Origin of the sequence: Mycobacterium sp. 050272, assembly GCF_039023525.1 — a bacterium.
Taxonomy (GTDB): Bacteria; Actinomycetota; Actinomycetes; order Mycobacteriales; family Mycobacteriaceae; genus Mycobacterium.
This window is the reverse complement of record NZ_JBCHKV010000013.1, coordinates 1-26,970: the sequence shown is the minus strand read 5'-3', so window position 1 is coordinate 26,970 and position 26,970 is coordinate 1. Positions and strand designations below refer to the sequence as shown.

Below are 26,970 nucleotides of genomic sequence, written 5' to 3'. Positions count from 1 at the left end.
CCGCTAACGCAAAGAAACATCAAATCGTTTTGCGACCCGGTGAGAACGCACGGGGGGTAAAGATGGTTTCGGTTACCCGAGTCGTGAAACGAATGTGGTTGCTGCTGGCCATTATTGCGATTGCCAGCGTCGCGGCGCTCGGAATCTATCGCCTCCATAGCATGTTCGGCGTTCACGGACATCCCGTTGTCAGGGTCAAGGCTGATCTCGACGACCCGGTGTTCGACCCGAAACAAGTCACCTATGAAGTCTTCGGCCCCGCCCCGACGGCAAAGATCGCGTATTTGGACCCCGACGCACGCGTGCAACGTCTGGAAAATATTCCGCTGCCGTGGTCGCAAACGGTGTCGACGACGCTGACTTCGGTCACCGTCAATCTTTTGGCGCAAAGCAGCGGCGGCGTCATCGGCTGCCGAATCAAGGTGAACGGCACGACCAAGGATGAGCGGTCCGAAACCGGACCGAAAGCGTTGACCTTCTGCCAGGTGAATGCCGGATGAGCCAAGCAGCCGCCGCACCCGACTCCAGTCCCCCATTGTTGCCAAAGATGATCCGTCGATTCGCGGTGCCGATCGTCCTGATCTGGCTCGGCCTCACGGCACTGCTCAACATCGCTATCCCGCAGCTGGAGGCGGTCGGCAAAGCGCACTCCGTTTCGATGAGCCTCAAGGGCGGCGCGTCGATTCAGGCGCTCAAACGGGTGGGACAGGTATTCGGAGAATCCGGTACCGACAACGCGGCCACGATCGTGCTGGAAAGCGACAAGCCGCTCGGCGACGAGGCGCACCGCTTCTATAGCGAGCTGTTGCGGCGGCTTTCGGCCGATACTCAGCACGTCGCGCACATCCAGGACTTCTGGAGTGACCCGCTGACGGCGGGCGGATCGCAAAGTGCCGACGATAAAGCCGCGTATGTAGTGGTCTACCTTGCCGGCAAGAGTGAAACGGCGGCATACAACTCGGTCCACGCCGTACGCCACATCGTGGACACCACACCGGCGCCACGCGGGCTCAAGGCGTATGTGACCGGCTCGATGGGGCTGATCGCCGATCAGTCCGAGGCCGGCGATAAAAGTATCGCCAGGGTCACCCTGATCACCGGCGTGGTGATCGCGGCGATGCTGCTCTTCATCTACCGGTCCTTCGTCACGATGATCCTCGTGGTGGCCATGGTCGGGATCGAGCTCGGGGCGATTCGCGGCGTCGTCAGTTTTCTGGTTGATCACGGCGTTTTCGGCCTTTCGACCTTCGCGGTCAACTTGCTCACGCTGCTGGCCATTGCCGCCAGCACGGATTACGCGATATTCCTGCTCGGCCGCTACCACGAGGCCCGCTACGCGGGTAAGGACCGAGAAGCCGCCTACTTCGCCATGTTTCACGGAACCGCCCACGTGATTCTGGGCTCCGGGTTGACCATCGCCGGCGCCATGTGCTGCCTCAGCTTCGCACGGTTGCCGTACTTCAAGTCGCTCGGGCCACCGTGTGCGGTCGGCATGTTGGTCGCGGTCCTCGCCGCGCTCACGCTCGGGCCGGCGGTGCTGACCGTCGCCAGCTTCTTCAGGTTCTTCGAACCCAAGCGCAGGATGGCCACGCGGAGGTGGCGTCGGGTGGGAACCGCAATCGTTCGCTGGCCCGGCCCGGTGCTCGCGGCGACCTGCGCGGTGGCATTCGTCGGGTTGTTGGCCTTGCCGAATTACCGGACAACTTACGATTTACGCAGATTCGTGCCGGCCAGCATGCCAGCCGTCGTCGGGGATGCGGCCGCGGGCCGGCACTTTTCCCAGTCCTGGCTGAACCCCGATGTGCTTTTGATCGAATCCGATCATGACATGCGCGACCCGGTGGACATGTTGATCCTGGACAAGGTCGCGAAAGCCATTTTTCACAGCCCCGGAATCTCGCAGGTGAAATCGATAACCCGGCCCCTGGGAACGTCTCTCAAACACACGTCGATTCCGTTCATCATGAGCATGCAGGGCGTCTCACAGGCCGAAAACATGCAATTCATGAAGGACCGCCTGGACGACATGGTGATCCAAGCGCAGGCGATGACGGTATCCATCGACACGATGAAGCACATGTATCAGCTCATGGGCGAAATCGTCGACAACACGGTCGATATGGATCACCTCACGCACGATATGTCCAACACCACCGACACAATAAGAGATCATCTTGCGGACTTGTCGGACTTCCTGCGACCGATCGGCAGCTATTTCTACTGGGAGAAGCACTGTTTCGATATTCCGGCCTGCTGGGCGGTCAGGTCGATATTCGAGACGTTCGACAACATCGATCAGCTGAGCGAGAAATTGGAGTCGCTCGTCAAGGATATGGACGTCCTGATCCGGCTGCTACCGGAGATGCGCGCGCAGATGCTGCCGATGATTTCGACGATGACGATCATGCGCGACATGCTGGTCGTCTGGCACGGCACACTGCTGTCCTTCTATAAGGAGCAGGAGATGAACACCAAAGACCCGGGTGCGATGGGACGGGTCTTCGACGCCGCCCGGGTCGACGATTCGTTTTATCTCCCGCAGTCGGCCTTTGAGAATCCGGATTTCAAGCGGGGCCTGAAGATGTTCTTGTCACCGGACGGCAAGGCGGCCCGCTTCATCATCGCGATGGACGGAGATCCGTCGACGCCCGAGGGCATCTCCCGTGTCGAGCCGATCCAGCTGGCGGCTAAAGAGGCCATCAAGGGGACTCCGATGCAGGGCGCGGCGATCTCGATGGGCGGCACCGCCTCGACGTACCGGGACATCCAAGAGGGCGCGTTTTACGACCTGCTCATTGCGGGAGTCGCCGCGATCAGTCTGATCTTGATCATCATGATGATCGTCACCCGCAGCCTGATCGCCGCCGCCGTGATCGTCGGGACGGTACTGCTTTCGCTCGGCTCCTCCTTCGGCCTATCCGTGCTGCTCTGGCAGGACATTCTCGGCATCGACTTGTACTGGCTGGTGCTGGCGATGTCGGTGATCCTGCTGCTGGCCGTCGGATCGGACTACAACCTGCTGCTGATCTCCCGACTCAAAGAGGAAATCGGCGCCGGGCTGAACACCGGAATCATCCGCGCCATGGCCGGCACCGGCGGCGTCGTCACCGCCGCCGGCATGGTCTTCGCCGTCACCATGTCGCTTTTCGTCTTCAGCGATCTGCGCATCATCGGCCAAATCGGCACCACCATCGGCCTGGGCCTGCTGTTCGACACCCTGATCGTGCGCTCCTTCATGACACCGTCCATCGCCGCCCTGCTCGGACGCTGGTTCTGGTGGCCACAACAAGTCCGCCCCCGCCCGGCCAGCCACCTGCTCAGATCGTCCGGACCCCGCCGCCTGGTACGCGCCCTACTGCTGCCACCCGCCGAAAAGTCACCGGAGACAGCGCGACCCTAGGCCGCCTGCAACATCGGCGCGGGTGCCACGGTCGGGACGCGGATGGCAGCGACCGCCCGCCGTGTTTCCGACGGCGGAGCGCTCAGCGAAGCCAGTGCGGCGCCGATGGCCAGGATCAGCACCACGACATCGGGCCAAATGCTGGAGTGGTTCTGCGCGAGGTTCCCGAGCACCGCCGCCAGTGCCATGGTTTCGACGGCAACCAGCGTCGAGCTGAATGCGATCAGGGTGCCGCGGTGCGACTCGTCGGCGACCACGCTGATCCACGAGATCGCCGCGGCGAAAACGGCCTGGGCGGCCACCGTGGCCATCAAGAACACCGTGCCGTACGCCCAGATGTGGGTCCATTGGCCGCAGACTTCGGCCGCCAGGGTCAGCGTGGCGGCGGCGATGCTGAGTAGCGCGCTGCCCAGCATCATCCCGCGCACCCCGAAGATGTGGTAAACCTTGCGCCACAGCGGCGACCCGAACACCAGTCCGATGCTGGACAGGATCACCAGCACATGCAGGCTGCGGCTGTGGTGAGCGGTGCGCAGCGCATAGAAGGTGGTGCCCAGGGTGACCGGGCCGAACAACAGGCAGGCGACCATGTACCGGCCAAACCACGGCTGGGACCGGGCGACCGCGAAACCCTCCCGGTAGGTGTCCCGCATCGACATCCGGGTGGTGGTAGACGTGGACCGCGACTGGCCGACGAACAGCGCCGCGACGGCCGAACCGGCCAGCCCGACCGCACCCAGCCACAACAGATCGCGCCGATACGCCATCTCGTTGCCGTGGGCCAGCAGCGGCACGACGAACAGCGTGACAACGGTGGCCAGCACGGAGCCGATGGCACTCTGGTACAGGAAAAGCTCGCCGCGCCGCGCGCCGGATAGCTTGCTGGAGACCATGTCGGGGTAGGCCACGCCGGCGATTCCGAGCAGCACTCCCGCGAGCACGCAGGTCAGCAGAAACACCACCGCGGTGGTGGCGCCGCGCCAGGGAATCAGGGCGTCGCACAGGGTCAGCGCGGCCACGCTGGCCGCGATCACGGCCAGCAGCCGGTGCCGCATCTGGCCTACTCGCTGCAGCACCAGGGGGGACACCGAGTTTCCGACGATGTCACCGAAGCTGAAGGCCGGAAAGAGCAACGCCGCCACCCAGGTCAGGCCCTGGTGTGCGCAGATCAACGGCAGGATGACGGTGCCGTTGCTGAGTTGCATGCCTGCGGTGTAGAAGGTGCCCTGGGAAAGCAGCCGCCCGAACACGCGCGGCTGGGCCGCGGGGGCGGGAACCAGGGTGACGGGCATAACAACAGAATCTACGGTTGGTCAAGAATCAATAACATCCTCCGATCGGATGCCGTGGGTGGAATTGTTTATCCCCCGATCGGCGGACAGCTCGGGCCCTATTCGCGCCACCGTTGACCACCAATGTTTGCTGTGGCACCGTCGTGCGGGTGAGGATCACTTGAGAGGTCCGCGCATTGGGCTCACCGGCGCCAGTGTCGGGCTCATCTACGGATACGACCTGTCCATCATCGCCGGCGCGCAGCTGTTCATCACCGAAGATTTCGCACTCACCACATCGCAGCAAGAACTGCTGACGACGATGGTGGTGATCGGGCAGATCGCCGGGGCGCTCGGTGCCGGTGTGCTCGCCAATGCGATCGGCCGCAAGAAATCGATCGTGCTGATCCTGATCGCCTACGCGACCTTCGCGCTGCTGGGTGCGTGCTCGACGTCGTTGCCGATGCTGCTGGCGGCACGGCTGCTGCTGGGCGCGTCGATCGGTGTGATGGTGGTGGTGGTCCCGGTGTTCATCGCGGAGTCGGCTCCGGCGGCGGTGCGCGGCGCGTTGCTGACGACCTATCAACTGGCGATCGTCAGCGGCCTGATCGTCGGGTACCTCGCCGGTTACTCCTTGGCCGGCGGCCACAGCTGGCGCTGGATGCTCGGGCTGGCCGCGGTGCCGGTGATCCTGTTGCTGCCGTTGGTGATTCGGCTGCCCGACACCGCCCGGTGGTACCTGCTCAAAGGGCGGGTCGACGACGCCCGGCGCACGCTGCTGCTCGTGGAGCCGGCCGCCAACGCCGACGACGAGCTTGCCGAGGTCGGCCGCGCGTTGAGCGAAGGATCCCCTGGTTTCAAAGGCGGCATCGCCGAGATGTTGCGACCGCCGTATCTACGGGCCACCCTGTTCGTGGTCGCGCTCGGCTTCCTGCTCCAGATCACCGGCATCAACGCGATCATCTACTACAGCCCCCGAATATTCGAAGCCATGGGATTCACCGGAAATTTCGCGCTGCTGGGCCTGCCGGCACTGGTGCAGGTCGCCGGTTTGGCCGCGGTAGGCGCCGCGTTGACGCTCGTGGACCGGGTGGGCAGGCGGCCAATCCTGTTGTGCGGCATCGCCATGATGATCGCCGCGGACATCGTGCTGACGGTCGTGTTCGCCGGGGGCTGCGGTGGCGCGGCGCTCGGGTTTGCCGGCATTCTGCTGTTCATCATCGGCTACACCCTGGGTTTCGGCTCGCTGGGCTGGGTGTACGCCAGCGAGAGCTTCCCCACCCGGTTGCGGTCGATCGGGTCGAGCACCATGCTGACCTCGAACCTGATCGCCAACGCGATCGTCGCGGCGGTTTTCCTGACGATGTTGCATTCCTTGGGCGGCGCAGGCACTTTCGCGGCATTCGGGGTCTTGGCCGTGATCGCGTTCGGGTTCGTCTATAAGTTCGCACCGGAAACCAAGGGGCGACAACTCGAGGAAATCCGGCGCTTCTGGGAAAACGGCGGCAGCTGGGAAGACCCGTGCCCCTGATCCGCGCGGACGCCGTCATCCTGGACGGCCAGGTCTGCCGGCCGGGCTGGCTACACATCGCCGGTGCCCAGATTCTGTCCTGCGGGGCCGGTGTGCCGCCCGGGCAGCCCGACCGGGATTTTCCGGATTGCCTTGTGGTGCCCGGGTTTATCGACATGCACGTACACGGCGGCGGCGGTGCCTCCTATCTGGACGCCGAACATATCGCCGACGCCGCGCGGTTCCACCAACGTCACGGCACCACCACGACACTGGCCAGTCTGGTCACCACCTCGCCCGACAAGTTGATCGCGGCAGTGCGCGCGCTGGCCGAGGCCACCCGATCCGGCGTCGTCGCGGGCATCCACCTGGAGGGGCCGTGGCTGTCGACGACACGATGCGGAGCCCACGACCCGACCCAGATGCGCGATCCCGAGCCCGCCGAGATCGACGACGTCCTGGCCGCCGGCGAGGGCACCATCCGGATGGTCACGCTGGCACCGGAGCGCTCCGGTGCCGGCGAGGCGATCCGGCGCTTTCTGGACGCGGATGTCGTTGTCGCCGTAGGGCATACCGACGCGACGTATGAGTGCACGCGGCAGGCGATTGCCCTGGGCGCCACGGTCGGCACGCATCTGTTCAACGCGATGCCGCCGCTGCACCACCGCGCACCCGGGCCGGTCCTCGCGCTGCTGGAACACCCCGATGTCATCGTCGAGCTGATCCCCGACGGCGTGCACCTACACCCCGCCGCGGTGCACGCGGCCGTGCGGGCGGCCGGGCCCGAGCGGGTCGCCGTCATCACCGACGCCATCGCCGCCGCCGGATGCGACGACGGCGCATACCAGCTCGGCGCGGTGCAGGTCGACGTCCAGGCGGGCGTGGCCCGGGTGCACGCAACGTCGACGATCGCCGGCAGCACCGCGACGATGGACCGGCTGTTCCGCACAGTCTCGCGGCTCGGCCCGGACGCCGATGCCGCACTGGTCGCCGCGGCACAGATGACCTCCGCGACGCCGGCGCGAGCGCTCGGGCTGGCGCGGGTGGGGGCGCTGCAGGTCGGCTTCGACGCCGATCTCGTGGTGCTGGACCGCGAATTGCGGGTCACGGCCGTGATGGCCCGCGGCGTCTGGCGCTAACGCAGCCACCGGGTCAGTCGGGAAAAGGCAAGCGCACCAACGGCTCCCATCGCCATCGCGGTCAGCGTCTGCCGGGTGCTGATCCCCTCGTCGAGCAGGACGCGGGGAGCGATGATCGCGGGCGCGGGCGGCGGAGCGTACTTGCTGCGCGGGTCGTTGGACAGCGTCGCCGCCCAGGCCGTGGCGAAGAGCACGAGATACCCGGTGATGTAGGAGAACACCATCAAGCCCAGCACCGGTCCGAATGTCGCACCCGCCGGGCTGCGCAGCACGATGCTCAAGTAGATCGAGGCCACCTGTTTGAACAGCTCGAAACCGATCGCCGCGAGCAGGCCGGCGCGCGCCGAGTTTGGCAGGCTGACCTTGTGTCGCGGCAGCCGGCCGATCATCCAGGTGAACAGCATCCACGACACCAGCAGCGATACCAGTATCGAAAGGCCCCGGAATATCACGCCGAATATCGAGAAATCGGGTATGCCAAGCCATTTCAATATCGCGCACATCGGAGCCGCGTGCCCTAGCGCGGTGAGCGCCACGGTCGCGAGGATGACCACGAACGTCCCCACCATCGCGACCAGATCGGACAGCTTGTCGCGCACGAAGCCCGGCGACTGGATCGGTTCGTCCCACCACATCTCGGTCACCGCCGCGCGCGTGTGCGACATCCAGCCCAGACCGGCCCACGCCGCGGTGACCAGACCGATCACACCGACCGACGCGCGCGCGCTGATCGCCGAATTCATCAAATTCACCAACTGCTGTCCGAGTGCGCCCGAGACCGAGTCCCGGATGTGGCCGTCGATGCTGGCGAGCAGCTGTGGATCCCGGGCCAGTATGAAACCGACGACCGCGAAACTGACCATCAGCAAAGGGAATAGCGCGAAGATCGTGTAGTAGGTGAGCCCGGCCGCCAAGAAGCCGCCGTTGCGCGCGTCGAAATGCTTGTAGGCGCGCAGCACATGGTCGAGCCATCCGAACCGGGCCCGCAACCGGTCAAGGATTCCGGGCTTGGCCGGCTCGTCCATCGTGAGCGCACTACCTCCGTTGCGGAAGAAACCCCAGCCGATCGTAGACCCGCTGAACCGTTTTTCCGGCCACTTCGTCGGCGCGCTGTGCGCCTGCCGCCAACACGGACTCCAATTCGGCCAGATCCGCTGTCAATTCGTCGACGCGGGCCTTGATCGGGGTGACGAATTCGACGACGGCCTCGGCCGTCTCCTTCTTCAAATCGCCGTAGCCGCGCCCGGCGTATCCGTCGACAAGCTTGTCGACGTCGACTCCGGTGACCGCCGACTGGATGGTCAGTAGATTCGATACGCCCGGCTTGAGCTCGACGTCAAACCGGATCTCGCGTTCGCTGTCGGTCACGGCCGAGCGAATCTTCTTGGCGGACAATGCCGGATCGTCGAGCAGGTTGATCAGGCCGGCATCGCTGGTCGCCGACTTGCTCATTTTCGACGTCGGGTCGGCCAGGTCGTAGATCTTGGCGGTGGCCTTGGGAATGAGCATGTCGGGAACGACGAACGTGTCCGGGAAGCGGCTGTTGAACCGCTCCGCGATGTCGCGGGCCAGCTCGAGGTGCTGGCGCTGGTCCTCACCCACAGGGACCAGATCGGTGTCGTAGGCCAGCACATCGGCGGCCTGCAGCACCGGATAGGTGAACAGCCCCACGGTGGTGGAATCGGTGCCTTGGCGCTGCGACTTGTCCTTGAACTGCGTCATCCGCGATGCCTGCCCGAAGCCGGTGAAGCAACCCAGCACCCAGGCCAGCTGGGTGTGGGCCGGGACGTGGCTTTGCACGAAGACGGTGCTGCGGGTGGGGTCGATCCCCAGCGCCAGGTACTGGGCGGCGGTGACCAGGGTTCGGCGGCGCAGCGCCTCGGGGTCTTGGGCGACGGTGATCGCGTGCAGATCGACCACGCAGAAGAAGGCTTCGTACTCGTCGGGGTGATCGTCCTGCAGCGCAACCCACTGGGTGATCGCGCCCAGGGCGTTGCCGAGGTGAAGCGAATCAGACGTGGGCTGCACGCCGGAGAGGATCCGGCTGGGTCCGGTAGTGGTGCTCATGATGTCCCGATCTTTTCACGCGCGCTTTGGTCGCCGCGCCCTCGCTTGCGGTACCGGCGGTACCGCATTTAATGTCGGCTGCATGACGACGCGCGAGCCGATCCACCTGGGTTCCGGAGAGCCTGTCCTGCTGCTGCACCCGTTCCTGCTTTCCCAGATGGTCTGGGAGGACGTCGCGCAGCAGCTGGCGGACACCGGGCGTTACGAGGTATTCGCCCCGACCATGGCAGGTCACAACGGTGGACCGTCGGCCGGGACCTGGTTTCTCAGTTCGGGAGTGCTCGCCGACCACGTCGAGCGGCAAATGGACGAACTGGGCTGGGAAACCGCGCACATCGTGGGCAACTCGCTGGGCGGCTGGGTCGCGTTCGAGCTCGAGCGGCGCGGCCGGGCCCGCAGCGTCACCGGCATTGCGCCGGCCGGTGGCTGGACGCGGTGGAGCCCGGCAAAGTTCGAGGTCATCGGCAAGTTCGTGCTGGGTATCCCGCTGCTGGTGCTCGCCTGGCTGTTCGGGACGCGCGTGCTAGCGCTGCCGTTCAGCCGGCAGCTGTCCACCTACGCGCTCAGCGCCTCGCCGGACGGGGTCAGCGAGCACAAACTCAGCGGCATCATCGACGACGTCGCGCACTGCCCGGCCTACCTGCAGCTGCTGGGCAAGGCGTTGCTGCTGCACGGCTTGCGTGAGCTCGCGCTCAACGCCGTGCCCGCCCACCTGGTGGTCTGCGAGAAGGACCGGGTCATCCCGGCACCCCGGTTCAGCCGGCATTTCACCAAGCACCTGCCGGAGGGCCACCGGGTCACCAAGCTCGACGGCGTCGGACATGTCCCGATGTTCGAGGCGCCCGAACGCGTCACCGAGGTGATCACCGGCTTCCTCGACGAGTGCAGCCGGGCGGACTCGCGCCCGCAGCAATCCACCGGCTAGTCAGGCCCGCGCCAGCGCCTTGTCCAGGTTCTCGGCGATCGAGGCGAGGAACTCCTCGCTCTGCTGCCACTTCTGATCGGGTCCGATCAGGATGGCGAGGTCCTTGGTCATCTTGCCGCTCTCGACAGTGGCGATGACGACGGATTCCAGCTGCTGGGCGAAATCGACCACGGCAGGCGTGTTGTCCAGCTTGCCGCGGTGCTGCAGTCCCCGCGTCCAGGCGAAGATCGAGGCGATCGGGTTGGTCGACGTCGGCTTGCCGGCCTGATACTGCCGGTAGTGCCGGGTGACGGTGCCGTGCGCGGCCTCGGCCTCGACGGTCTTGCCGTCGGCTGTCATCAGCACCGAGGTCATCAGCCCCAGTGAGCCGTAACCCTGTGCGACGGTGTCGGACTGGACGTCGCCGTCATAGTTCTTGCAGGCCCAGACGTAACCGCCGTCCCACTTCAGGCAGGCGGCCACCATGTCGTCGATCAGCCGGTGCTCGTAGGTCAGCCCCTCGGCTTCGAACTGCGCCTTGAATTCCTCGTCGTAGATGCGCTGGAACTCGTCTTTGAACATGCCGTCGTAGGCCTTGAGGATGGTGTTCTTCGTCGACAGGTACACCGGCCATTTGGCGTTGAGCCCGTAAGCGAATGACGCCCGGGCGAAGTCGCGGATGGAGTCGCGGAAGTTGTACATCCCCATCACGACGCCACCGTGCTCGGGGATGTCCACCATCTCGTGCACAACCGGCTCGCCACCGTCAGCGGGCGTGAAAGTTATTGCGACAGTGCCGGGTTTGTCGACCTTGAAATTTGTCGACCGGTACTGGTCGCCGAATGCATGACGGCCGATGACGATCGGCTTGGTCCAGCCCGGCACCAGGCGAGGCACGTTCGAGATCACGATCGGTTCGCGGAAGATGGTGCCGCCCAGTATGTTGCGAATCGTCCCGTTCGGCGAAAGCCACATCTTCTTGAGGTTGAACTCCCGGACGCGCGCCTCGTCGGGGGTGATCGTGGCGCACTTGACACCCACCCCGTGCTTCTTGATGGCATACGCCGCGTCGATCGTCACCTGGTCGTCGGTGCGGTCTCGATGCTCGATGCCCAGGTCGTAGTAATCCAAGTTGATGTCAAGGTACGGAAGGATCAGCATGTCCTTGATCATCTTCCAGATGACGCGGGTCATCTCGTCACCGTCGAGCTCGACGACGGGGCCCTTGACTTTGATCTTGGGCACGGTCAGCCCTGCGAAGCCGCTATCGCTTCATTGAACGTCTTGCTCGGCCGCATCACGGCGGTCGTCTTCTCGCTGTCGGGCTGGTAGTAACCGCCGATTTCGACCGGTTCGCCTTGCACCTTTGCCATTTCGGCCACGATGGATTCCTCGTTCTCGCTCAACGAGTCGGCCAGCGGGGCGAAGTGCTCACGCAGCTCTTCGTCGTCGGTTTGCGCGGCGAGTTCGCAAGCCCAGTACATCGCCAGATAGAACTGGCTGCCCCGGTTGTCGAGTTCACCGGTCTTGCGTGACGGACTCTTGTTGTTGTCCAACAACTTGCCGATGGCGGCGTCGAGCGTCTTGGCCAGAATCTTGGCGCGTGCGTTGTCGGTCTTGATCCCGATGTCCTCGAAACACGCTCCGAGAGCCAGGAATTCACCGAGGGAGTCCCAGCGCAGATGGTTCTCCTCGACAAGCTGGTGCACGTGCTTGGGCGCCGAACCACCGGCTCCCGTTTCGTACATCCCGCCGCCGGCCATCAACGGCACGATGGACAGCATCTTGGCGCTGGTGCCCAGCTCCAGGATCGGGAACAGGTCGGTCAGGTAGTCCCGCAGGATGTTTCCGGTCGCGGCGATGGTGTCCTGTCCGCGCATGGCGCGTTCGATGGTGTGCCGCATGGCGCGTTCCTGCGACATGATCTGGATGTCGAGGCCCTCGGTGTCGAGCTCGGCCAGGTAGGTGTTGACCTTTTTGCGTAGTTCGTTCTCGTGCGGACGCTCCTGGTCCAGCCAGAACACCACCGGCATGCCCGAATTGCGCGCCCGGTTGACGGCCAGCTTGACCCAGTCGCGGATCGGCTCGTCGCGAACGATCGGCATGCGCCAGATATCGCCGGCTTCCACGTTCTGCGTCAGCAGCACGTCCCCGGTGTCGAGGTCGACGATGTTGGCGACGCCGTCCTCGGGGATCTCGAACGTCTTGTCATGCGAGCCGTACTCTTCGGCCTGCTGGGCCATCAGTCCGACGTTGGGAACGGTGCCCATCGTGGTCGGGTCGAACTGGCCGTGGGTCTTACAGAAGTTGATGATCTCCTGGTAGATCCGGGCGAAGGTGGACTCCGGGTTGACGGCCTTGGTGTCCTTCTGCCGTCCGTCCGCCCCGTACATCTTGCCGCCGGCGCGGATCATCGCCGGCATCGACGCATCCACGATCACATCGCTGGGCGAGTGAAAGTTGCTGATGCCCTTGGCCGAATCGACCATGGCCAGTTCGGGACGGTGCTCGTGGCAGGCGTGCAGGTCACGGATGATCTCGTCGTGCTGCGAGGCCGGCAGCGACTCGATCTTGTCGTACAGGTCGACCAATCCGTTGTTGACGTTGACGCCGAGTTCATCGAACAGCGCCTGATGTTTGGCGAATGCGTCCTTGTAGAAGACCTTGACGGCGTGCCCGAAGACGATGGGGTGGGATACCTTCATCATCGTCGCCTTCACGTGCAGCGAGAACATCACGCCGGTCTTGCGCGCGTCCTCCATCTGCTCCTCGTAGAACTCGCAGAGCGCTTTTTTGCTCATGAACATGCTGTCGATGATGTCGCCGTCGCGCAGCGACACCGTGGGCTTGAGCACGATCTTCTTGCCGCCCTTGGTCTCCAGCTCCATCTTCACGCTGCGCCCGCGGTCCAGCGTCATCGACTTCTCGCCGTGATAGAAGTCGCCGTGCTTCATCGTCGCGACGTGGGTGCGTGATGCCTGGGACCACTCACCCATGCTGTGCGGGTGCTTGCGCGCATACTCCTTGACCGCGTTCGGCGCGCGACGGTCCGAGTTCCCTTGACGCAGCACCGGGTTAACCGCGCTGCCAAGGCATTTCGAATAGCGCTCGCGAATTTCGGAGTCTTCGTCGGTCTTCGGGGTCTGCGGGAAGTCGGGAATCTTGTAGCCCTTGCCTTGCAGCTCCTTGATCGCGGCAACCAGCTGAGGCACCGACGCGCTGATGTTCGGCAACTTGATGATGTTGGTGTCGGCCAGCTTGGTCAGCCGGCCCAGTTCGGCCAGGTTGTCCGGCACCCGCTGCTCTTCGGTCAGGTGTTCGGGGAACTCGGCGAGGATCCGGGCGGCCACCGAGATGTCGCTGGTCTTGATCTGGATGCCGGCCGGCTCGGCGAAGGCCCGCACGATCGGCAGGAACGCGTAGGTCGCCAGCAACGGCGCCTCATCGGTCAGCGTGTAGATGACGGTCGGCTTATCGGCGCTCACGGACGTCCCTCTCCCGATCAGATTTTGGGGGGCTCAGCGTTGTCCTTGCCACGTTATCAAGGGGGTTTGACCAGGTGTCGACCTGCCATTGGCATCCAGTCGGCTCAGTAAGATAGTCTCCGTATTGGTCATGAGCGCCAGCATCAAGCCCCGGCTTGCTGGCCGGCAACCCTCCAACCGCGGTGGGGTGCCCCGGGTGATGACCAGGTTGAGTAGCCACAGCACCGGCTATCCGGCAAGCGCGGGTCCGCCATGACGGGCCCCTGAGTAGACAGGGAACGTGATGTGCAGTCACCCACCTCATCCGCGTCTCATCGCGTGCCGGCGCTGAACCACCGGCCCCCGGCCGACGTCTTCGATGCAGGCGTCCCGGGCGGCTACCAGCACCTCGACACGTCCCCTTCCAGCAGAAAGCCCCGCTCATGAGCGCCGACACCGATCCGACCGCGCAGTGGTCGTTCGAAACCAAGCAGGTGCACGCCGGCCAGCAGCCGGACCCGGCCACCAACGCACGCGCCCTGCCGATCTACCAGACCACCTCGTACGTCTTCGACGACACCAGCCACGCCGCCGCCCTGTTCGGGCTCGAGGTTCCCGGCAACATCTACACCCGGATCGGCAACCCGACCACCGATGTCGTCGAGCAGCGGATCGCCGCACTCGAGGGCGGCGTCGCCGCACTGTTTCTGTCCTCGGGCCAGGCCGCTGAGACATTCGCCATATTGAACCTCGCATGTGCCGGCGATCACATCGTGTCCAGCCCTCGCCTCTACGGCGGCACGTACAACTTGTTCCACTACTCGCTGCCCAAGCTCGGCATCGAGGTCACCTTCGTCGAGGATCCCGACGACCTGGATTCATGGCAGGCGGCGGTGCGGCCCAACACCAAGGCCTTCTTCGCCGAGACGATCTCCAACCCGCAGATCGACATCCTGGACATCCCCGGTGTCGCCGGGGTGGCCCACGCCAATGGCGTACCGCTGATCGTCGACAACACGATCGCCACGCCGTACCTGATCCAGCCGTTCGTCCACGGCGCCGACATCGTGGTGCACTCCGCGACCAAGTACCTGGGCGGGCACGGCTCCGCGATCGCCGGGGTCATCGTCGACGGCGGCACCTTCGACTGGACGCAGGGCCGCTTTCCCGGGTTCACCACACCCGACCCGAGCTACCACGGCGTGGTGTTCGCCGAGCTCGGACCGCCCGCGTTCGCGCTGAAGGCGCGCGTGCAATTGCTGCGCGACCTGGGGTCCGCGGCGTCGCCGTTCAACGCGTTCCTGGTGGCCCAGGGTCTCGAGACGCTGAGCCTGCGCATCGAGCGCCACGTCGCCAACGCGCAACGGGTCGCGGAGTTCCTGGAGGGGCACGACGGTGTGGTCTCGGTCAACTACGCGGGGCTGCCCAGCTCACCGTGGCATGAGCGGGCGAAGAAGCTGGCGCCCAAGGGAACCGGTGCGGTGCTGGCGTTCGAGCTGGCCGGCGGTGTCGAGGCGGGCAAGGCGTTCGTGAACGCGCTGCAACTGCACAGCCACGTCGCCAACATCGGCGACGTGCGCTCGCTGGTGATCCACCCGGCGTCTACCACCCACGCCCAGCTGAGCCCCGCCGAACAGCTGAGCACCGGCGTCACGCCGGGACTGGTGCGGCTCGCCGTCGGCATCGAGAACATCGACGACATCCTGGCTGACCTGGAGCTCGGATTCGCCGCCGTCCCAAACAGTTCTGACCCACAGTCCGTGGCGGCTTTCTAGGGACCTGACATGACGATCTCCGACGTCCCCACCCAAACGCTGCCCGCCGAAGGCGAGGTCGGCCTGGTCGACATCGGCTCACTGACCACGGAAAGCGGCGCTGTCATCGACAACGTCTGTATCGCCGTGCAGCGCTGGGGCGAGCTGTCCCCGACCCGCGACAACGTCGTGGTGGTTTTGCACGCTCTCACCGGCGATTCGCACATCACCGGCCCGGCCGGGCCGGGACATCCCACACCCGGTTGGTGGGACGGAATCGCGGGGCCGGGCGCACCGATCGACACCAACCGCTGGTGCGCGGTCGCGACCAATGTGCTGGGTGGGTGCCGTGGCTCCACCGGGCCGAGTTCGCTTGCCCGAGACGGCAAACCATGGGGTTCCCGGTTCCCGCTGATCACGGTGCGCGACCAGGTCGAGGCGGACATCGCCGCCCTCGACGCCCTGGGAATAAACCAGGTCGCCGCTGTCGTTGGCGGATCCATGGGCGGCGCAAGGGCTTTGGAATGGATGGTCGGCCACCCCGCGCGGGTCCGGGCCGGACTGCTGCTGGCCGTCGGGGCACGGGCCACCGCCGACCAGATCGGCACCCAGACCACCCAGATCGCGGCGATCAAGGCCGACCCGAACTGGCAAGGCGGCGACTACCACGACACCGGCCGGTCTCCGGATGCCGGACTGTCGATTGCCCGGCGCTTCGCCCATCTGACGTACCGCGGCGAGATCGAACTCGACAACAGATTCGCCAACGACAGCCAGAGCGACGAGGACCCGTCCGACGGTGGGCGCTACGCGGTGCAGAGCTACCTGGAACACCAGGGCGACAAGCTCCTGGCCCGTTTCGACGCCGGCAGTTACGTGATCCTGACCGAGACGCTCAACAGCCACGACGTCGGTCGCGGCCGCGGCGGGGTGAGCAAGGCGCTGCGCGGGTGCCCGGTGCCGGCCGTGGTCGGCGGCATCACCTCCGACCGGCTGTATCCGCTGCGCTTGCAGCAGGAGATGGCCGATCTGCTGCCCGGCTGTCGCGGCCTCCAGGTCGTCGACTCGATCTGCGGGCATGACGGTTTTCTGGTGGAAACCGAGGCGGTGGGCGAATTGGTCCGCGAGACACTGGATTTGGCCGCGAACGAAGGTGTGTGTCGGCGGTGACCCGGTCGCGGCACGACCGCTCCCTGTCCTTCGGTTCAGCGGCCGCCGCCTACGAGCGTGGCCGCCCGTCGTATCCGCCCGAGGCGATCGACTGGCTGTTGCCGCGGGGTGCGCGCCAGGTGCTCGATCTGGGTGCGGGCACCGGTAAGCTCACCACCAGGCTGGTGGAACGTGGCCTGGACGTGGTGGCGGTGGACCCGATTCCGGACATGCTCGAAGTGCTGAGCGCCTCGCTGCCGGAAACTCGTGCGGTGCTGGGCACCGCCGAAGAGATTCCGTTGGAGGACAACAGCGTTGACGCCGTGCTGGTCGCGCAGGCGTGGCACTGGGTGGACCCGGAACGAGCGATTCCCGAAGTGGCCCGCGTACTGCGTCCCGGCGGACGGCTGGGCCTGGTGTGGAACACCCGCGACGAGCGGCTCGGCTGGGTGCGGGAGCTCGGTGAGATCATCGGAAGCGACGGCGACGGACGTCGCTTCGACATCACGCTGCCCCCGCCGTTTGCCGAGCGTCAGCGCCATCAGGTCGAGTGGACGAATTACCTTACACCGCAAGCCTTGATCGACTTGGTTGCCTCGCGCAGCTACTGCATCACCTCGCCGACCGAAGTCCGCACTCAGACTCTCGACCAGGTGCGCCGGCTGCTGGCCACGCATCCGGCACTGGCGAATTCGACCGGGCTGGCGATGCCTTATGTCACCGTCTGCATCCGGGCGACGCTGGCCGGCTGACGGTCCTGCGCGCTGATCCTGGACTCGATGTCATAGGGCACGATGATCGCGGTCGCCCCACGGATGCGGCTCACGGCGCGAGCCATCTTGTCCGCGGTGCGATCGTGCAGCAGCCGGCCCAGCAGCGGCGAAAAGGTCCGGCGCGGCAACAGCACCGTCACCTTGCTGCCGGGATGATCACTGAGCACCCGCCAAACCAATTCGTGTGCCGCCCGGCTCAAATGACGATCCGGGCAGTTGATCAACCACAGCGAAGTGTCGTGTTCGAAGCGATCCCAGCGCTCCCGCAGCCGCATCGCATGATCGACATCGATCACGAAATGCACCGCCGTGAGCTCGTCGGCGTGCAGCCCGTAACCGAGGCGCAATGCCTCCACCTCGGCGAGGTCGACCGAGTCGACGAAGACCAGCACCTGCAGTTGCGGATGCCGGTCCAGCTCGATGTCCGCTCCGTGCGACATCTCCAGGACGGAAGCCTCGGCACGGTACTTTTTGTTCAGCCGTATCAGGGTGAACACCAGCACCGGGAATACGACCACGACGAGCCAGGCACCTTCGGTGAACTTGGCCACCGCAAAGATCGCCACCACGATCGTCGACAAGATCCCCGCCGACAGATTGACCACGAACTTGCCCCGCCACCGGAGCCCGCGTTGCGTGTGATGGTGTCTGGCCATGCCATAGCCGGCCATCGAAAACCCGGTGAACACACCGATCGCGAAGAACGGCACCAGTGCGCTCACCTTGGCCTCGGTGATCACCAGCAGCGTCAGCGCCAGACCGGTGAGGAGCAGGATGCCGTTGGAGAACACCAGCCGATGACCGCGCTTGGTCAGCGGGCGGGGCAAGAAGCGGTCCTCGGCCACGAAACTGGCCAACGCGGGAAAGCCGTTGAAGCTGGTATTGCAGCCGGTGAACAGGATGGCCGCGGTGGACGCCTGCACCAGGAAGTACAAGACATGGCCCAGCACGCCGTTACCGAACACGGCGTGGGCGATCTCGGACAACATCGACGGATATTCGTCGAGATACGGCACGGCGTGGGTGACGTGCGCGAGCCAGGCCACCCCCGCCAGCAAGAAGCCGAGGATGCAGGCCATCACCGTGATGACGCGACGGGCGTTGACGCCTTCGGGTTTCTGGAAAACGTCGACACTGTTGGAGACCGCCTCGATACCAGTCAACGAGGCGCCGCCGTTGGCGAACGCGCGCAACACGATCAGCACCGTGGCACCCATCACCAGTCCACCACCCTGATGCACTGGCACCGCACCGGTGATGTGCTGCGGGTCGTATTTTGGTAAACCCCAGATGGTTTCACGAATGAAGCCGGTCAGGATCGTCACTGCGATCATGGCGACAAAGGCATAGGTGGTCATTGCGAACGCCCGGCCCGACCGTCGCACCCCGCGCAGGTTGACAAGGCAGATCAGCACCACCGCGGCCAGCGTGATTTCCAGATGATAGGGACGCAAGGCCGGAATCGCCGAGACGACCGCCACGGTCGCGGCCGCGGGTTGGACCGCCACGGTAACCACATAGTCGATCAGCAACGCCGCCGCCGCGACCTGAGCCACCCGCGGTCCGAAGTTCTCCCGGGCGACGGTGTAGGAGCCTCCGGAGCGCGCGTAGGTCATCACGACCTGGCGGTAGGACGCCGAGACCAGCACCAAAATGACGAGGATGACTCCGATGATCGGAAGTAACAACGCGAACGCCGCCATTCCGGCCGCCGGCAACAGTTCGAGCATGATCTGCTCGGGACCGTACGCGGTCGACGAGATAGCGTCCGGTGAAAGCGCACCAAGCGCAACAGGATTCGACAGTCGTTCCGATTCCAGCTGATCGGTGGTCAGAGGTTTTCCGAGAAAGGTCCTCTTGCACCTATCGGAAAACGACAGCGGTATTCCGGGGGCCGGAGTCGTCATGCTCGAGCCACCTCCGCGATACGGGACTCGATGTCATAGGGCACGATCTGCGCCGTCGCACCGGAAATACGGCTGACCGCGCGGGCGATCTTGTCGGCGGTGCGGTCGTGCAGGAGTCGCCCTACCAGCGGCGAATACGTTCGGCGCGGTAGCAATACCGTCACCTTGGTGTCGGGATGGTCGTCGAGCACTCGCAACACCAATTCATGTGCGGCCCTGGCCAAGTGACGGTCTGGACAATCGACCATCCGCAGCGTGGTGTGATGCTCGAAGCGCTCCCAGCGCTGCCGTAACCGCTCGGCGCTCAACGCGTCCAGCATGAAGTGCACCGCTGTCAGCTCGTCGGCATGCAATCCGTTGCCGTAGCGCAGCGCCTCGATCTCGGCCAGATCGACAGCATCGACGAATACCAGGACCCGGTGTCGCGAATAGCGTTGCAGCACTGGGCTTTCGGCGTGCGACATCTCCAGCACCGAAGCCTCGGCGCGGTACTTCTGGTTGAGTCGCATCAGCGCGAACACCAACAGCGGAAAGACGACGACGATGAGCCATGCGCCCTCGGTGAACTTGGCCACCGCGAAGATGCACACGACGATCGTCGACAAGATACCGGCCGACAGATTCACGGCGAGCTTGTAGCGCCACCCTGCTCCACGCTGAGTCAGATAGTGCTTGGTCATGCCGTAGCCGGCCATCGAGAATCCGGTGAACACACCGATCGCATAGAACGGAACCAGCGCATCGACGGAGCCGCCGGTGATGACCAGCAACGCCACAGCCAGTGCGGTGAGGGTGAGGATACCGTTGGAGAACACCAACCGGTGTCCGCGCTTCATCAGCGGGCGGGGCATGAAGCGGTCTTCGGCGACAAAACTTGCCAGCGCGGGGAATCCGTTGAAGCTGGTATTCCCACCGGTGTACAGGATCGCCGCGGTCGACGCCTGCAACAAAAAGTACAGCACATGACCGATCACGCCGTCCCCGAAGACGGCCCGGGCGATTTCGGACAACATCGACGGATAGCCGTCGATATATGGCGCGGCGTGCGTCACGTGTACCAGCCACGCCACACCCGCCAGCAGAAAGCCGAGTATGCATGCCATGACCGTCATCACCCGGCGGGCATTGACACCTTCGGGCTTACGCAGACTGTTGACCGTATTGGAGATCGCCTCCACACCCGTCAGCGACGAGCCGCCATTGGCGAACGCGCGCAACACGATCAGCACCGTCGCGCCCATGATCAACCCGCCACCCTGATGCACCGGGACGACTCCCGTCATGTGTTGCGGATCGTATATCGGGAGATTGCCCAGGAATTCACGGACGATTCCGGCCACAATCATCAGCGACACCATGGCAACGAACGCGTAAGTCGGTACCGCGAAGCGAACTCCGGCTTCCCGCAGCCCGCGCAGGTTCGCAAAGCACATCAACAGGACCACCCCCACCGTGATCTCCAGGCTGAAGGGTCCCAGAACCGGTATCGCCGACACCACTGCGACCGTGCCGGCGGCACACTGCACCGCGACGGTGACGACGTAGTCGATCAGCAGCGCGGCTGCCGCCACCTGGGCCACCCGAGGGCCGAAGTTCTCGCGGGCGACCACATACGATCCGCCCGATCGCGTATAGACCATGACAACCTGGCGATACGACGCGGACACCAGCACCAGAATCAACAGGATCACGCCGGTAATCGGAAGCAGCAACGCAAAGGCGGCCATTCCCGCTGCCGGTAGCAGTTCGATCATAATCTGTTCGGACCCATAGGCGGTCGACGAAATCGCATCCGGCGACAGCACGCCCAGCGCAACGGGATTCGACAATCTTTCATGCGCAAGCTCGTCGGTGATCAACGGTTTTCCGAGCAGGCCGCGCTTGCACACGTCGGAGAACGACGACCACGCTTTGTGTTTGTCATCCAAAGTTGTTGCCACAGGCCATATTCCTTATCCCCATCCGATGAAACCCGCCGAAAGCGTAGCGCCTCGATGGTGTCGTGTCTCTTCCCTGCCAGACGACGAGGAGCAGGAAATCCCGCAAAGACACAGCAAGTTGTCAGCGATATTGGCAGGACATTCGAAGTTGGTCATCTCGGCGTAACAAAGCAGGTCTCTTGGGTCACAAAAGCTGCCGATTTCAACCACATTCGGCAACAACTTAAGCTCGCTAAGAACACCACGGAATCAGGCAACTCCCAGCAAACACTCATGTCGTCGGCGGATCCGGCAACGGCACATACCCGTCGGTCGGGTTCAGAATTGCTCTGACTTATGTTGTGGCACAAGCAACTTGGATTCGGCGGACGGAGATGCGCTTACCCTCCAGTGAATTATGCTGAGGCTCACAGTGATTCACCAGCTGTTACGATCGGCCAAATCTTCTGAAAGGGGCGCAATCTCATGCACCAGTGCGTCATCGTCAGCGGTGATGACGCGTTGGCAACGACGATCATCGAGGAGTTGAAAAGGGCGGGCGCAAGCGTTGCCAGGCTCCTCGATTCCGACCTCGCCGGCGCTCGTGTCAAGACGGAGCTCGCCAGGGCCGGAGTCGCCCATGCGTCGGCGGTCGTCTGCGCCGGAAACGACGATGCCACGAATCTCGAGATCGCCCTGCTCGCCCGCAAGGCCAATCCCGATATTCGCGTCGTGGCGCGACTGGCCAACGACGTGCTGCGCGAGGCCGTCGCCGCCGATGACGGGCTGAGCGCGATCCTGGGCGTTGCGGATCTTGCGGCGCCGGCAGTACTTGAAGCGTGCCTGGCCCGCACCACGCATCCGTTCGAAGCGGCAGGAATGCAATTCGTGGTGTTCGGCGCCGAAGCGCCCTACGACGCGGCCCTGCGCGAAATCTACGGCGACCTGGCTCCTGTGGCGATTGTCAACGGCGACAACACCTTCAGCCCGGGTGAAGTCGTGGTCTGCCCGGGCCGTGACATGCGGGTCAACTCAGGCGACTGGACGGCCATGATCGGCACCACCGAGGAGGTGGCCGCTTGCGGTATCAAGGCCCCGCGTCAAACCAGAACGCGCTCGCGCCAGCCTCGACTACGCCGCATGATCTACGCCTTGCGCACCCTGTCCAATGACGTCAATCCCGCCTTCTACCCCGTGATCGCTGCGCTGGGCGTCTTGATCATCGGCTCGACGGCACTGCTGCACTTCTCCTACACACATCCGGGGATGTCGTGGGTTGACGCGTTTTACTTCACCAACGAGACGATCACCACGACGGGCTACGGTGACTTCAGCTTCGCCAAACAGCCGACGTGGTTACGGTTCTATGCCGCCATGCTGATGTTGGGCGGGGTGACCACCACCGCACTGTTGGTCTCCTTCGTCGCTGATGTGATGTTGTCCCGCCGGTTCGTCTGGTCCTCCGGACGCCCACGGGCACGGCACCTGCGCAACCACGTCATCGTCGTCGGCCTGAGCGCGCTGGGCATCCGGGTCGTCACCGATCTGATCGCGGAAGGCTATGACGTCGCGGTCATCGAGCGTGACCAGGGCAATCCGTTTCTGTCGACGATGACCGAACTTGACGTGCCGGTGATCTTCGGGGACGCGACCTTGCGACAGACGCTGGAGGCCGCCCGAGTCGAAACTGCCCGCGCGATCGCGGTACTGACTCGTGACGACATGGTCAACATTGAGACCGGAATCGTGCTTCGGGAGATGCTGGGCTCCCAGCTGACGACGGCCGGCAACAGCCGGTGGGGTGAGGTCCCGGTGGTGCTGCGGGTCTACGACCACGACCTCGGCTCCGCGGTCGCACAGCGATTCGGGTTCGAGAATGTGCGCTCCACAGTCGAGTTGGCCGCACCGTGGTTCATCGGCGCGGCGATGGGTCTGCAAGTGCTGGGCACGTTTTCGGTCGGAAACCGATCCTTCTTGGTCGGTGGCATGCATGTGCAGGCCGGCAGTGAACTCGACGGGTTACAGATGTTCGAGGTGTCCACCCACACCCGGGTGATCGCGATTACCCGCGACGACGCCCCGGTTCAGTTGCACCCGCGCCGCGATGCCCGGCTCAGCGCCGGAGACACCGTCTACCTCGTCGGCCCCTACCGGGAACTACTGGCCACCTTGCACAAGGGACAGCCATCTGCGGATCCTGCCGCTCACCCGTGCCCGGGCGAGGCCTACTCCATCGCGCGCTCGAACGGTACCGGCGGGTAATGGATTTCGCGACACTTCCGCCGGAGGTCAACTCCGGTCTGATGTACAGCGGTCCCGGGTCCGGCCCGATGCTGGCCGCCGCCCAGGCATGGGAAGTGCTTGCGGCACAGCTATACTCGTCGGCAAACTCTTATCAGTCGGTGGTCTCGGAGCTTGCCGCGGGACCGTGGCTGGGTCCGTCGTCGGTGACGATGGTGACGGCCGCCGCGTCGTACGTGGCATGGCTGAGTCAAACCGCCTCGCAAGCCGACCAGACGGCCGGTCAGGCCATTGCGGCCGTGACCGCGTATGAGTCCGCTTTCGCCGCAACGGTTCCCCCGACAGAGGTGGCCGCCAACCGCAGCCTGCTGATGTCGCTGATCGCTACAAACGTGTTGGGGCAGAACACGCCCGCCATCGCGGCCGCCGAAGCCCAGTACAGCGAGATGTGGGCGCAGGATGCGGCGGCGATGTACGGCTACGCCGGTTCGACGGCAACGGCCACACAGCTGGCGCCGTTCGCCGCGCCACGCCAGAACACCAACACAAGCGGGACGGCAAGCCAGGCGGAGGCGGTGGCCCAGGCCGGTGAGGTGCCCGCCGGCTCGGCGCAGGGCGTGGTGACCAGCGCGACGGGATCCGACGTGGTGACCGCCACGACGTCTGCGCTCGGCTTGTCGACGCCGAGGGACGCGATCGACCTGGGTGCCGACGCCATTGCCTACGCCGTCGACGCGCCGCTGGCGCCGCTGGGGGCGATATCCCTTCCGATCGACCTGATCGGTGCCCAGACTGGTATACACACGGACGACATCGTCAGTGGGTGGGACGCTGCGGGAACCGCGCCGGAGGCTGTGGTGAAGAGCGTGACGCCCTCCGTATCGATGCCGAATGCGGTTTCCACCACGGTGTCGGCGGGCCTGAGCGAGGCCGAGACGGTCGGACGGCTCTCGGTGCCGCCCACCTGGGCTTCCGCGACGCCGGCCGTGCAGCCGACTGCGCTGGCTTTGCCGGCGACGCCGGCCGCGTTCGCACCGCAGGCGGTGACCCCCGGTTTGGGTAGCTCGTTCGGCGAGATGGCCCTGGCCGGCACGGCCGGGCGTGCCATCCGCGATGGTTTCGGTGCGCGCGTCAAGGATAGGGTCGGGCTCCAGGCAGTCAGTGCCGCGGCCCCACGGATCAGCGACGACGATACCGCCGGGGACGAGCCGCGCACCGTGGTGACGGGAATCGCGGCCGAGATACGCGAATTCGCCCGGTTGCGCGACGAGGGGCTGATTTCCGACCAGGAATACACCGAGCAGCGGAATCGACTGCTGGGTCGCTGATGTGAATTCACCACTGACCGATAACGTCCAACAGTGGAACTCCATCTTAAAGTTGAGCGCGGGCTTCGAATCGCGTCATAGTTGGAGCTAAACATGTTGTCGCGCACGGTATCTTGAGCTCGTGCCGACGGCCGCAGAGTACGCCTCCGCGGTACAGGATTATCCAACCGCGAAAGTTGCGGATTCCCAGCGTCTCCCGCGATGGAAGCCAATCGTGCTGCTCGCTTTGGTCGTCGGGCTGCAAAGTGCCGATGCCGGGACCGTGGGGGCACTGGTCGTCCCACTCACGCAATCATTGCACATCAACAACATTCAGGTTGGCCTGCTGGTCACGGTGTCGACCGGCGTCGGTGCTGTCGCCACGCTGGTGGCCGGGCCGCTCGCCGACCGCACCGTGCGGGTGCGCCTGCTGTGGACGGCGTTGCTGCTGTGCTCGGCGGCGATGGCGCTGAGCGCGGCCAGCCCCAGCTACGGCTGGCTGCTGGCATGCCGGGTGGCTCTCGGGGTCGGGGTCGCGGTGTCCGGGCCCGTGGTCGCCTCGCTGGTCGGTGACTACTTCAAGCCGGCCGAGCGCGGTCGCGTGTACGGGCTCGTCCTCGCGGGTGAGGGCACGTGTACGGCGATCGGGCTGCTGGTCGCGGGCGAACTCGGGGCCCTCAGCTGGCGGCTCGGTTTCGGCTGGCTGGCCGCGGTGGGTTTGCTACTCAGCATCGCGGTGGGGACGCTGCTGCGCGAACCGCCGCGGGGCAGCCGCCTCGGCGACCGCGCGACGGATGTGCCGCGCCGCTCGGTCTGGCGGGAACTGCGCTGGGTGCTCTCCGTGCGCACCAATGTCGTTCTGATCGCGGCGTCCTCGTTCGGCTACTTCTTCTCGACCGGCTTGAGCACGTTCGGTGTCGCCCTGCTGTGCGGCCGGTTCGAGATCGGCCAGTCAGTGGCGACCATGCTGATCGCCGTCCTCGGGGTCGGTGCGCTGACCGGGGTGCTCACCACCGGACGCATGGCCGACTGGCTGACTCATCGCGGGCACATCAGCGCTCGGATCATGGTGGGCGGGGCGGCTTTTCTCGCCGCGGCGGTGTTCATCCTGCCGACGCTGCTCGCGGACAGCCTGGTGTTGGCGCTGGTGTTCGCGTTCTTCGCGGGTACCGCGATGGGTGGGGTGAACCCGCCGCTGAATGCGGCGAGGCTAGACATCGTGCATTCCCGGCTCTGGGGCACGGCGGAGGCGGTGCGAAGCACCCTGGTGTCGGTGTCTACGGGGCTGGCGCCGGTGGTGTTCGGCGGGGTGTCCGCGGCGCTGGGCGACACCCCCGGCGCGTTGGGCGACACCTTTCTGATCATGCTTGTCATGCCGATCGTCGCCGCGGGGCTGTTGCTCGTGGTTGCCCGGCGTACCTACCCGCGCGATGTCGCGACGGCGATGGCCTCCGAGGTGCTGACGGCTACTAGCGAACCGGAGCGGTGCCGAACCTGAACCGGCGCCCGGAGATCTCCAGCGGGAGCAGCCGGACGAAGTAGGGCTTCACCGTTGCCGGCCACGCCATCAACGGTGCTTCCTCGGCGTCGAGGATCTCGTCAGCGGCGGTCAGCAGGTGTGCCCTGCCCTGGATGATCACGCTCCACCCCTCGACGTCGGTGTAGCCGTCGGCCTCGAAAGCTACCTGGTCGCTCATCACGGCGTGGTAGAGCTTGGTACCCGGAGCAGTTCGAAAGACCAGGGTCCGGCGCTGGGTGATGTAGTTGATCGGAAAGATTTCGGCTCGGCCGTTCGTGACGACGACAAAACGGCCTAATGCCGTGCTCGATAGCAAGTCCCAGCTCTCTTCATCGCTGAGCACGGTCACCGGATCGTCTGCGGGCATGGCTCAGCCTAACCCGATGAGGATTTGGCGCGGCTGCTGACTGAAGTTTGCCAGGATGATTGGCAATCACGGCCGCCCTTGACCCGACACCTGCGACACCGGGTGCGAAGGCGACTACCATTGTCGCGCCCAAAATGTCTGGTGCACACGAGATTCCGTCGCTACGCCGCCTCGTCATCGTCACCTCCGTCGTGGAGTAGTCGTTCGGGGTGGTGGTAGGTGTTGGTGCGGGGTTGGCCGCGGTCCAGATGTGGTGGGGGGATCCATTCGGTGTGGCCG

General features: G+C 64.9%; 17 protein-coding genes, 2 pseudogenes and 1 riboswitch. Of the genes and pseudogenes, 11 read left to right on the top strand and 8 right to left on the bottom strand.

The genetic code is table 11. The annotated features are described in order from the left end of the window. Positions 1-62: 62 nt before the first annotated feature. Together AAHS21_RS22020 and AAHS21_RS22015 are read left to right on the top strand one after the other, a co-directional pair. Positions 63-500, top strand: a complete 438-nt coding sequence (locus tag AAHS21_RS22020; RefSeq protein ID WP_342929678.1) for an MmpS family transport accessory protein — start codon at positions 63-65, stop codon at positions 498-500. Next, a complete protein-coding gene (locus AAHS21_RS22015; RefSeq protein WP_342929677.1) occupies positions 497-3,400 on the top strand; it encodes an MMPL family transporter in 2,904 nt (967 codons plus the stop codon). Before AAHS21_RS22020 ends, AAHS21_RS22015 begins: the two co-directional genes overlap by 4 nt. Here AAHS21_RS22015 and AAHS21_RS22010 read toward each other — a convergent pair. Next, entirely contained in the window at positions 3,397-4,692 is a 1,296-nt protein-coding gene (locus tag AAHS21_RS22010) for an MFS transporter (protein WP_342929676.1), read from the bottom strand. The genes AAHS21_RS22015 and AAHS21_RS22010 overlap by 4 nt on opposite strands. Positions 4,693-4,852: 160 nt before the next feature. On the opposite strand from AAHS21_RS22010, the gene AAHS21_RS22005 reads away from it, so the two are divergent. Beyond that, on the top strand, positions 4,853-6,202 hold the full coding sequence (locus AAHS21_RS22005; protein ID WP_342929675.1) for a sugar porter family MFS transporter: 1,350 nt from the start codon (positions 4,853-4,855) through the stop codon (positions 6,200-6,202). Next, the gene (gene nagA, locus AAHS21_RS22000) at positions 6,193-7,320 is read left to right on the top strand and encodes an N-acetylglucosamine-6-phosphate deacetylase (protein WP_342929674.1); all 1,128 of its coding nucleotides are present in this window, start codon (positions 6,193-6,195) and stop codon (positions 7,318-7,320) included. Before AAHS21_RS22005 ends, nagA begins: the two co-directional genes overlap by 10 nt. On the opposite strand, the gene yhjD is transcribed toward nagA, so the two are convergent. Both yhjD and trpS read right to left on the bottom strand, forming a co-directional pair. Continuing rightward, a complete protein-coding gene (gene yhjD / locus AAHS21_RS21995; protein ID WP_342929673.1) occupies positions 7,317-8,345 on the bottom strand; it encodes an inner membrane protein YhjD in 1,029 nt (342 codons plus the stop codon). The genes nagA and yhjD overlap by 4 nt on opposite strands. A gap of 10 nt (positions 8,346-8,355) precedes the next feature. After that, the gene (gene trpS, locus AAHS21_RS21990) at positions 8,356-9,387 is read right to left on the bottom strand and encodes a tryptophan--tRNA ligase (RefSeq protein ID WP_342929672.1); all 1,032 of its coding nucleotides are present in this window, start codon (positions 9,385-9,387) and stop codon (positions 8,356-8,358) included. 82 nt (positions 9,388-9,469) lie between these two features. On the opposite strand from trpS, the gene AAHS21_RS21985 reads away from it, so the two are divergent. Then, positions 9,470-10,312 (top strand): alpha/beta hydrolase, encoded by an 843-nt coding sequence (locus AAHS21_RS21985; protein WP_342929671.1) that lies wholly within the window; start codon positions 9,470-9,472, stop codon positions 10,310-10,312. Here the strand turns inward: AAHS21_RS21985 and AAHS21_RS21980 are convergent, their stop codons facing one another. Continuing rightward, positions 10,313-11,485, bottom strand: a complete 1,173-nt coding sequence (locus tag AAHS21_RS21980; protein ID WP_342929797.1) for an NADP-dependent isocitrate dehydrogenase — start codon at positions 11,483-11,485, stop codon at positions 10,313-10,315. A 53-nt stretch (positions 11,486-11,538) separates the two neighbouring features. Beyond that, complete coding sequence (locus AAHS21_RS21975) at positions 11,539-13,776, bottom strand: NADP-dependent isocitrate dehydrogenase (protein WP_342929670.1); 2,238 nt, start codon at positions 13,774-13,776, stop codon at positions 11,539-11,541. A gap of 126 nt (positions 13,777-13,902) precedes the next feature. After that, a riboswitch (SAM riboswitch) is annotated at positions 13,903-14,024 on the top strand. Positions 14,025-14,198: 174 nt separating this feature from the next. On the opposite strand from AAHS21_RS21975, the gene AAHS21_RS21970 reads away from it, so the two are divergent. Genes AAHS21_RS21970 through AAHS21_RS21960 form a run of 3 tightly spaced genes read left to right on the top strand, consistent with a single transcriptional unit; the run spans position 14,199 to position 17,410 of the window. Beyond that, the gene (locus AAHS21_RS21970; protein ID WP_342929669.1) at positions 14,199-15,530 is read left to right on the top strand and encodes a bifunctional o-acetylhomoserine/o-acetylserine sulfhydrylase; all 1,332 of its coding nucleotides are present in this window, start codon (positions 14,199-14,201) and stop codon (positions 15,528-15,530) included. A 9-nt stretch (positions 15,531-15,539) separates the two neighbouring features. Then, on the top strand, positions 15,540-16,679 hold the full coding sequence (locus AAHS21_RS21965; protein ID WP_342929668.1) for a homoserine O-acetyltransferase: 1,140 nt from the start codon (positions 15,540-15,542) through the stop codon (positions 16,677-16,679). Then, a complete protein-coding gene (locus AAHS21_RS21960) occupies positions 16,676-17,410 on the top strand; it encodes a class I SAM-dependent methyltransferase (RefSeq protein ID WP_342929667.1) in 735 nt (244 codons plus the stop codon). Before AAHS21_RS21965 ends, AAHS21_RS21960 begins: the two co-directional genes overlap by 4 nt. A gap of 14 nt (positions 17,411-17,424) precedes the next feature. Here the strand turns inward: AAHS21_RS21960 and AAHS21_RS21955 are convergent. Both AAHS21_RS21955 and AAHS21_RS21950 read right to left on the bottom strand, forming a co-directional pair. Beyond that, positions 17,425-19,338 (bottom strand): annotated as a pseudogene (locus AAHS21_RS21955) (APC family permease); the annotation flags it as partial. A gap of 11 nt (positions 19,339-19,349) precedes the next feature. Further along, a pseudogene (locus AAHS21_RS21950) lies at positions 19,350-21,266 on the bottom strand (APC family permease); the annotation flags it as partial. A 477-nt stretch (positions 21,267-21,743) separates the two neighbouring features. Between AAHS21_RS21950 and AAHS21_RS21945 the strand changes: the two are divergent. The 3 genes from AAHS21_RS21945 (at position 21,744) to AAHS21_RS21935 (ending at position 26,303) form a co-directional block, all read left to right on the top strand. Next, positions 21,744-23,519 carry an NAD-binding protein gene (locus AAHS21_RS21945; protein WP_342929666.1) on the top strand — a complete coding sequence of 592 codons (1,776 nt, stop codon included), beginning with the start codon at positions 21,744-21,746 and terminating at the stop codon, positions 23,517-23,519. Next, on the top strand, positions 23,519-24,826 hold the full coding sequence (locus AAHS21_RS21940) for a PPE domain-containing protein (RefSeq protein WP_342929665.1): 1,308 nt from the start codon (positions 23,519-23,521) through the stop codon (positions 24,824-24,826). Before AAHS21_RS21945 ends, AAHS21_RS21940 begins: the two co-directional genes overlap by 1 nt. A 214-nt stretch (positions 24,827-25,040) precedes the next feature. Then, positions 25,041-26,303 carry an MFS transporter gene (locus tag AAHS21_RS21935; RefSeq protein WP_342929664.1) on the top strand — a complete coding sequence of 421 codons (1,263 nt, stop codon included), beginning with the start codon at positions 25,041-25,043 and terminating at the stop codon, positions 26,301-26,303. Here AAHS21_RS21935 and AAHS21_RS21930 read toward each other — a convergent pair. Continuing rightward, positions 26,275-26,691, bottom strand: a complete 417-nt coding sequence (locus AAHS21_RS21930; RefSeq protein ID WP_342929663.1) for a pyridoxamine 5'-phosphate oxidase family protein — start codon at positions 26,689-26,691, stop codon at positions 26,275-26,277. The two genes, AAHS21_RS21935 and AAHS21_RS21930, sit on opposite strands and share 29 nt — an antisense overlap. Between the last annotated feature and the right edge of the window lie 279 nt (positions 26,692-26,970).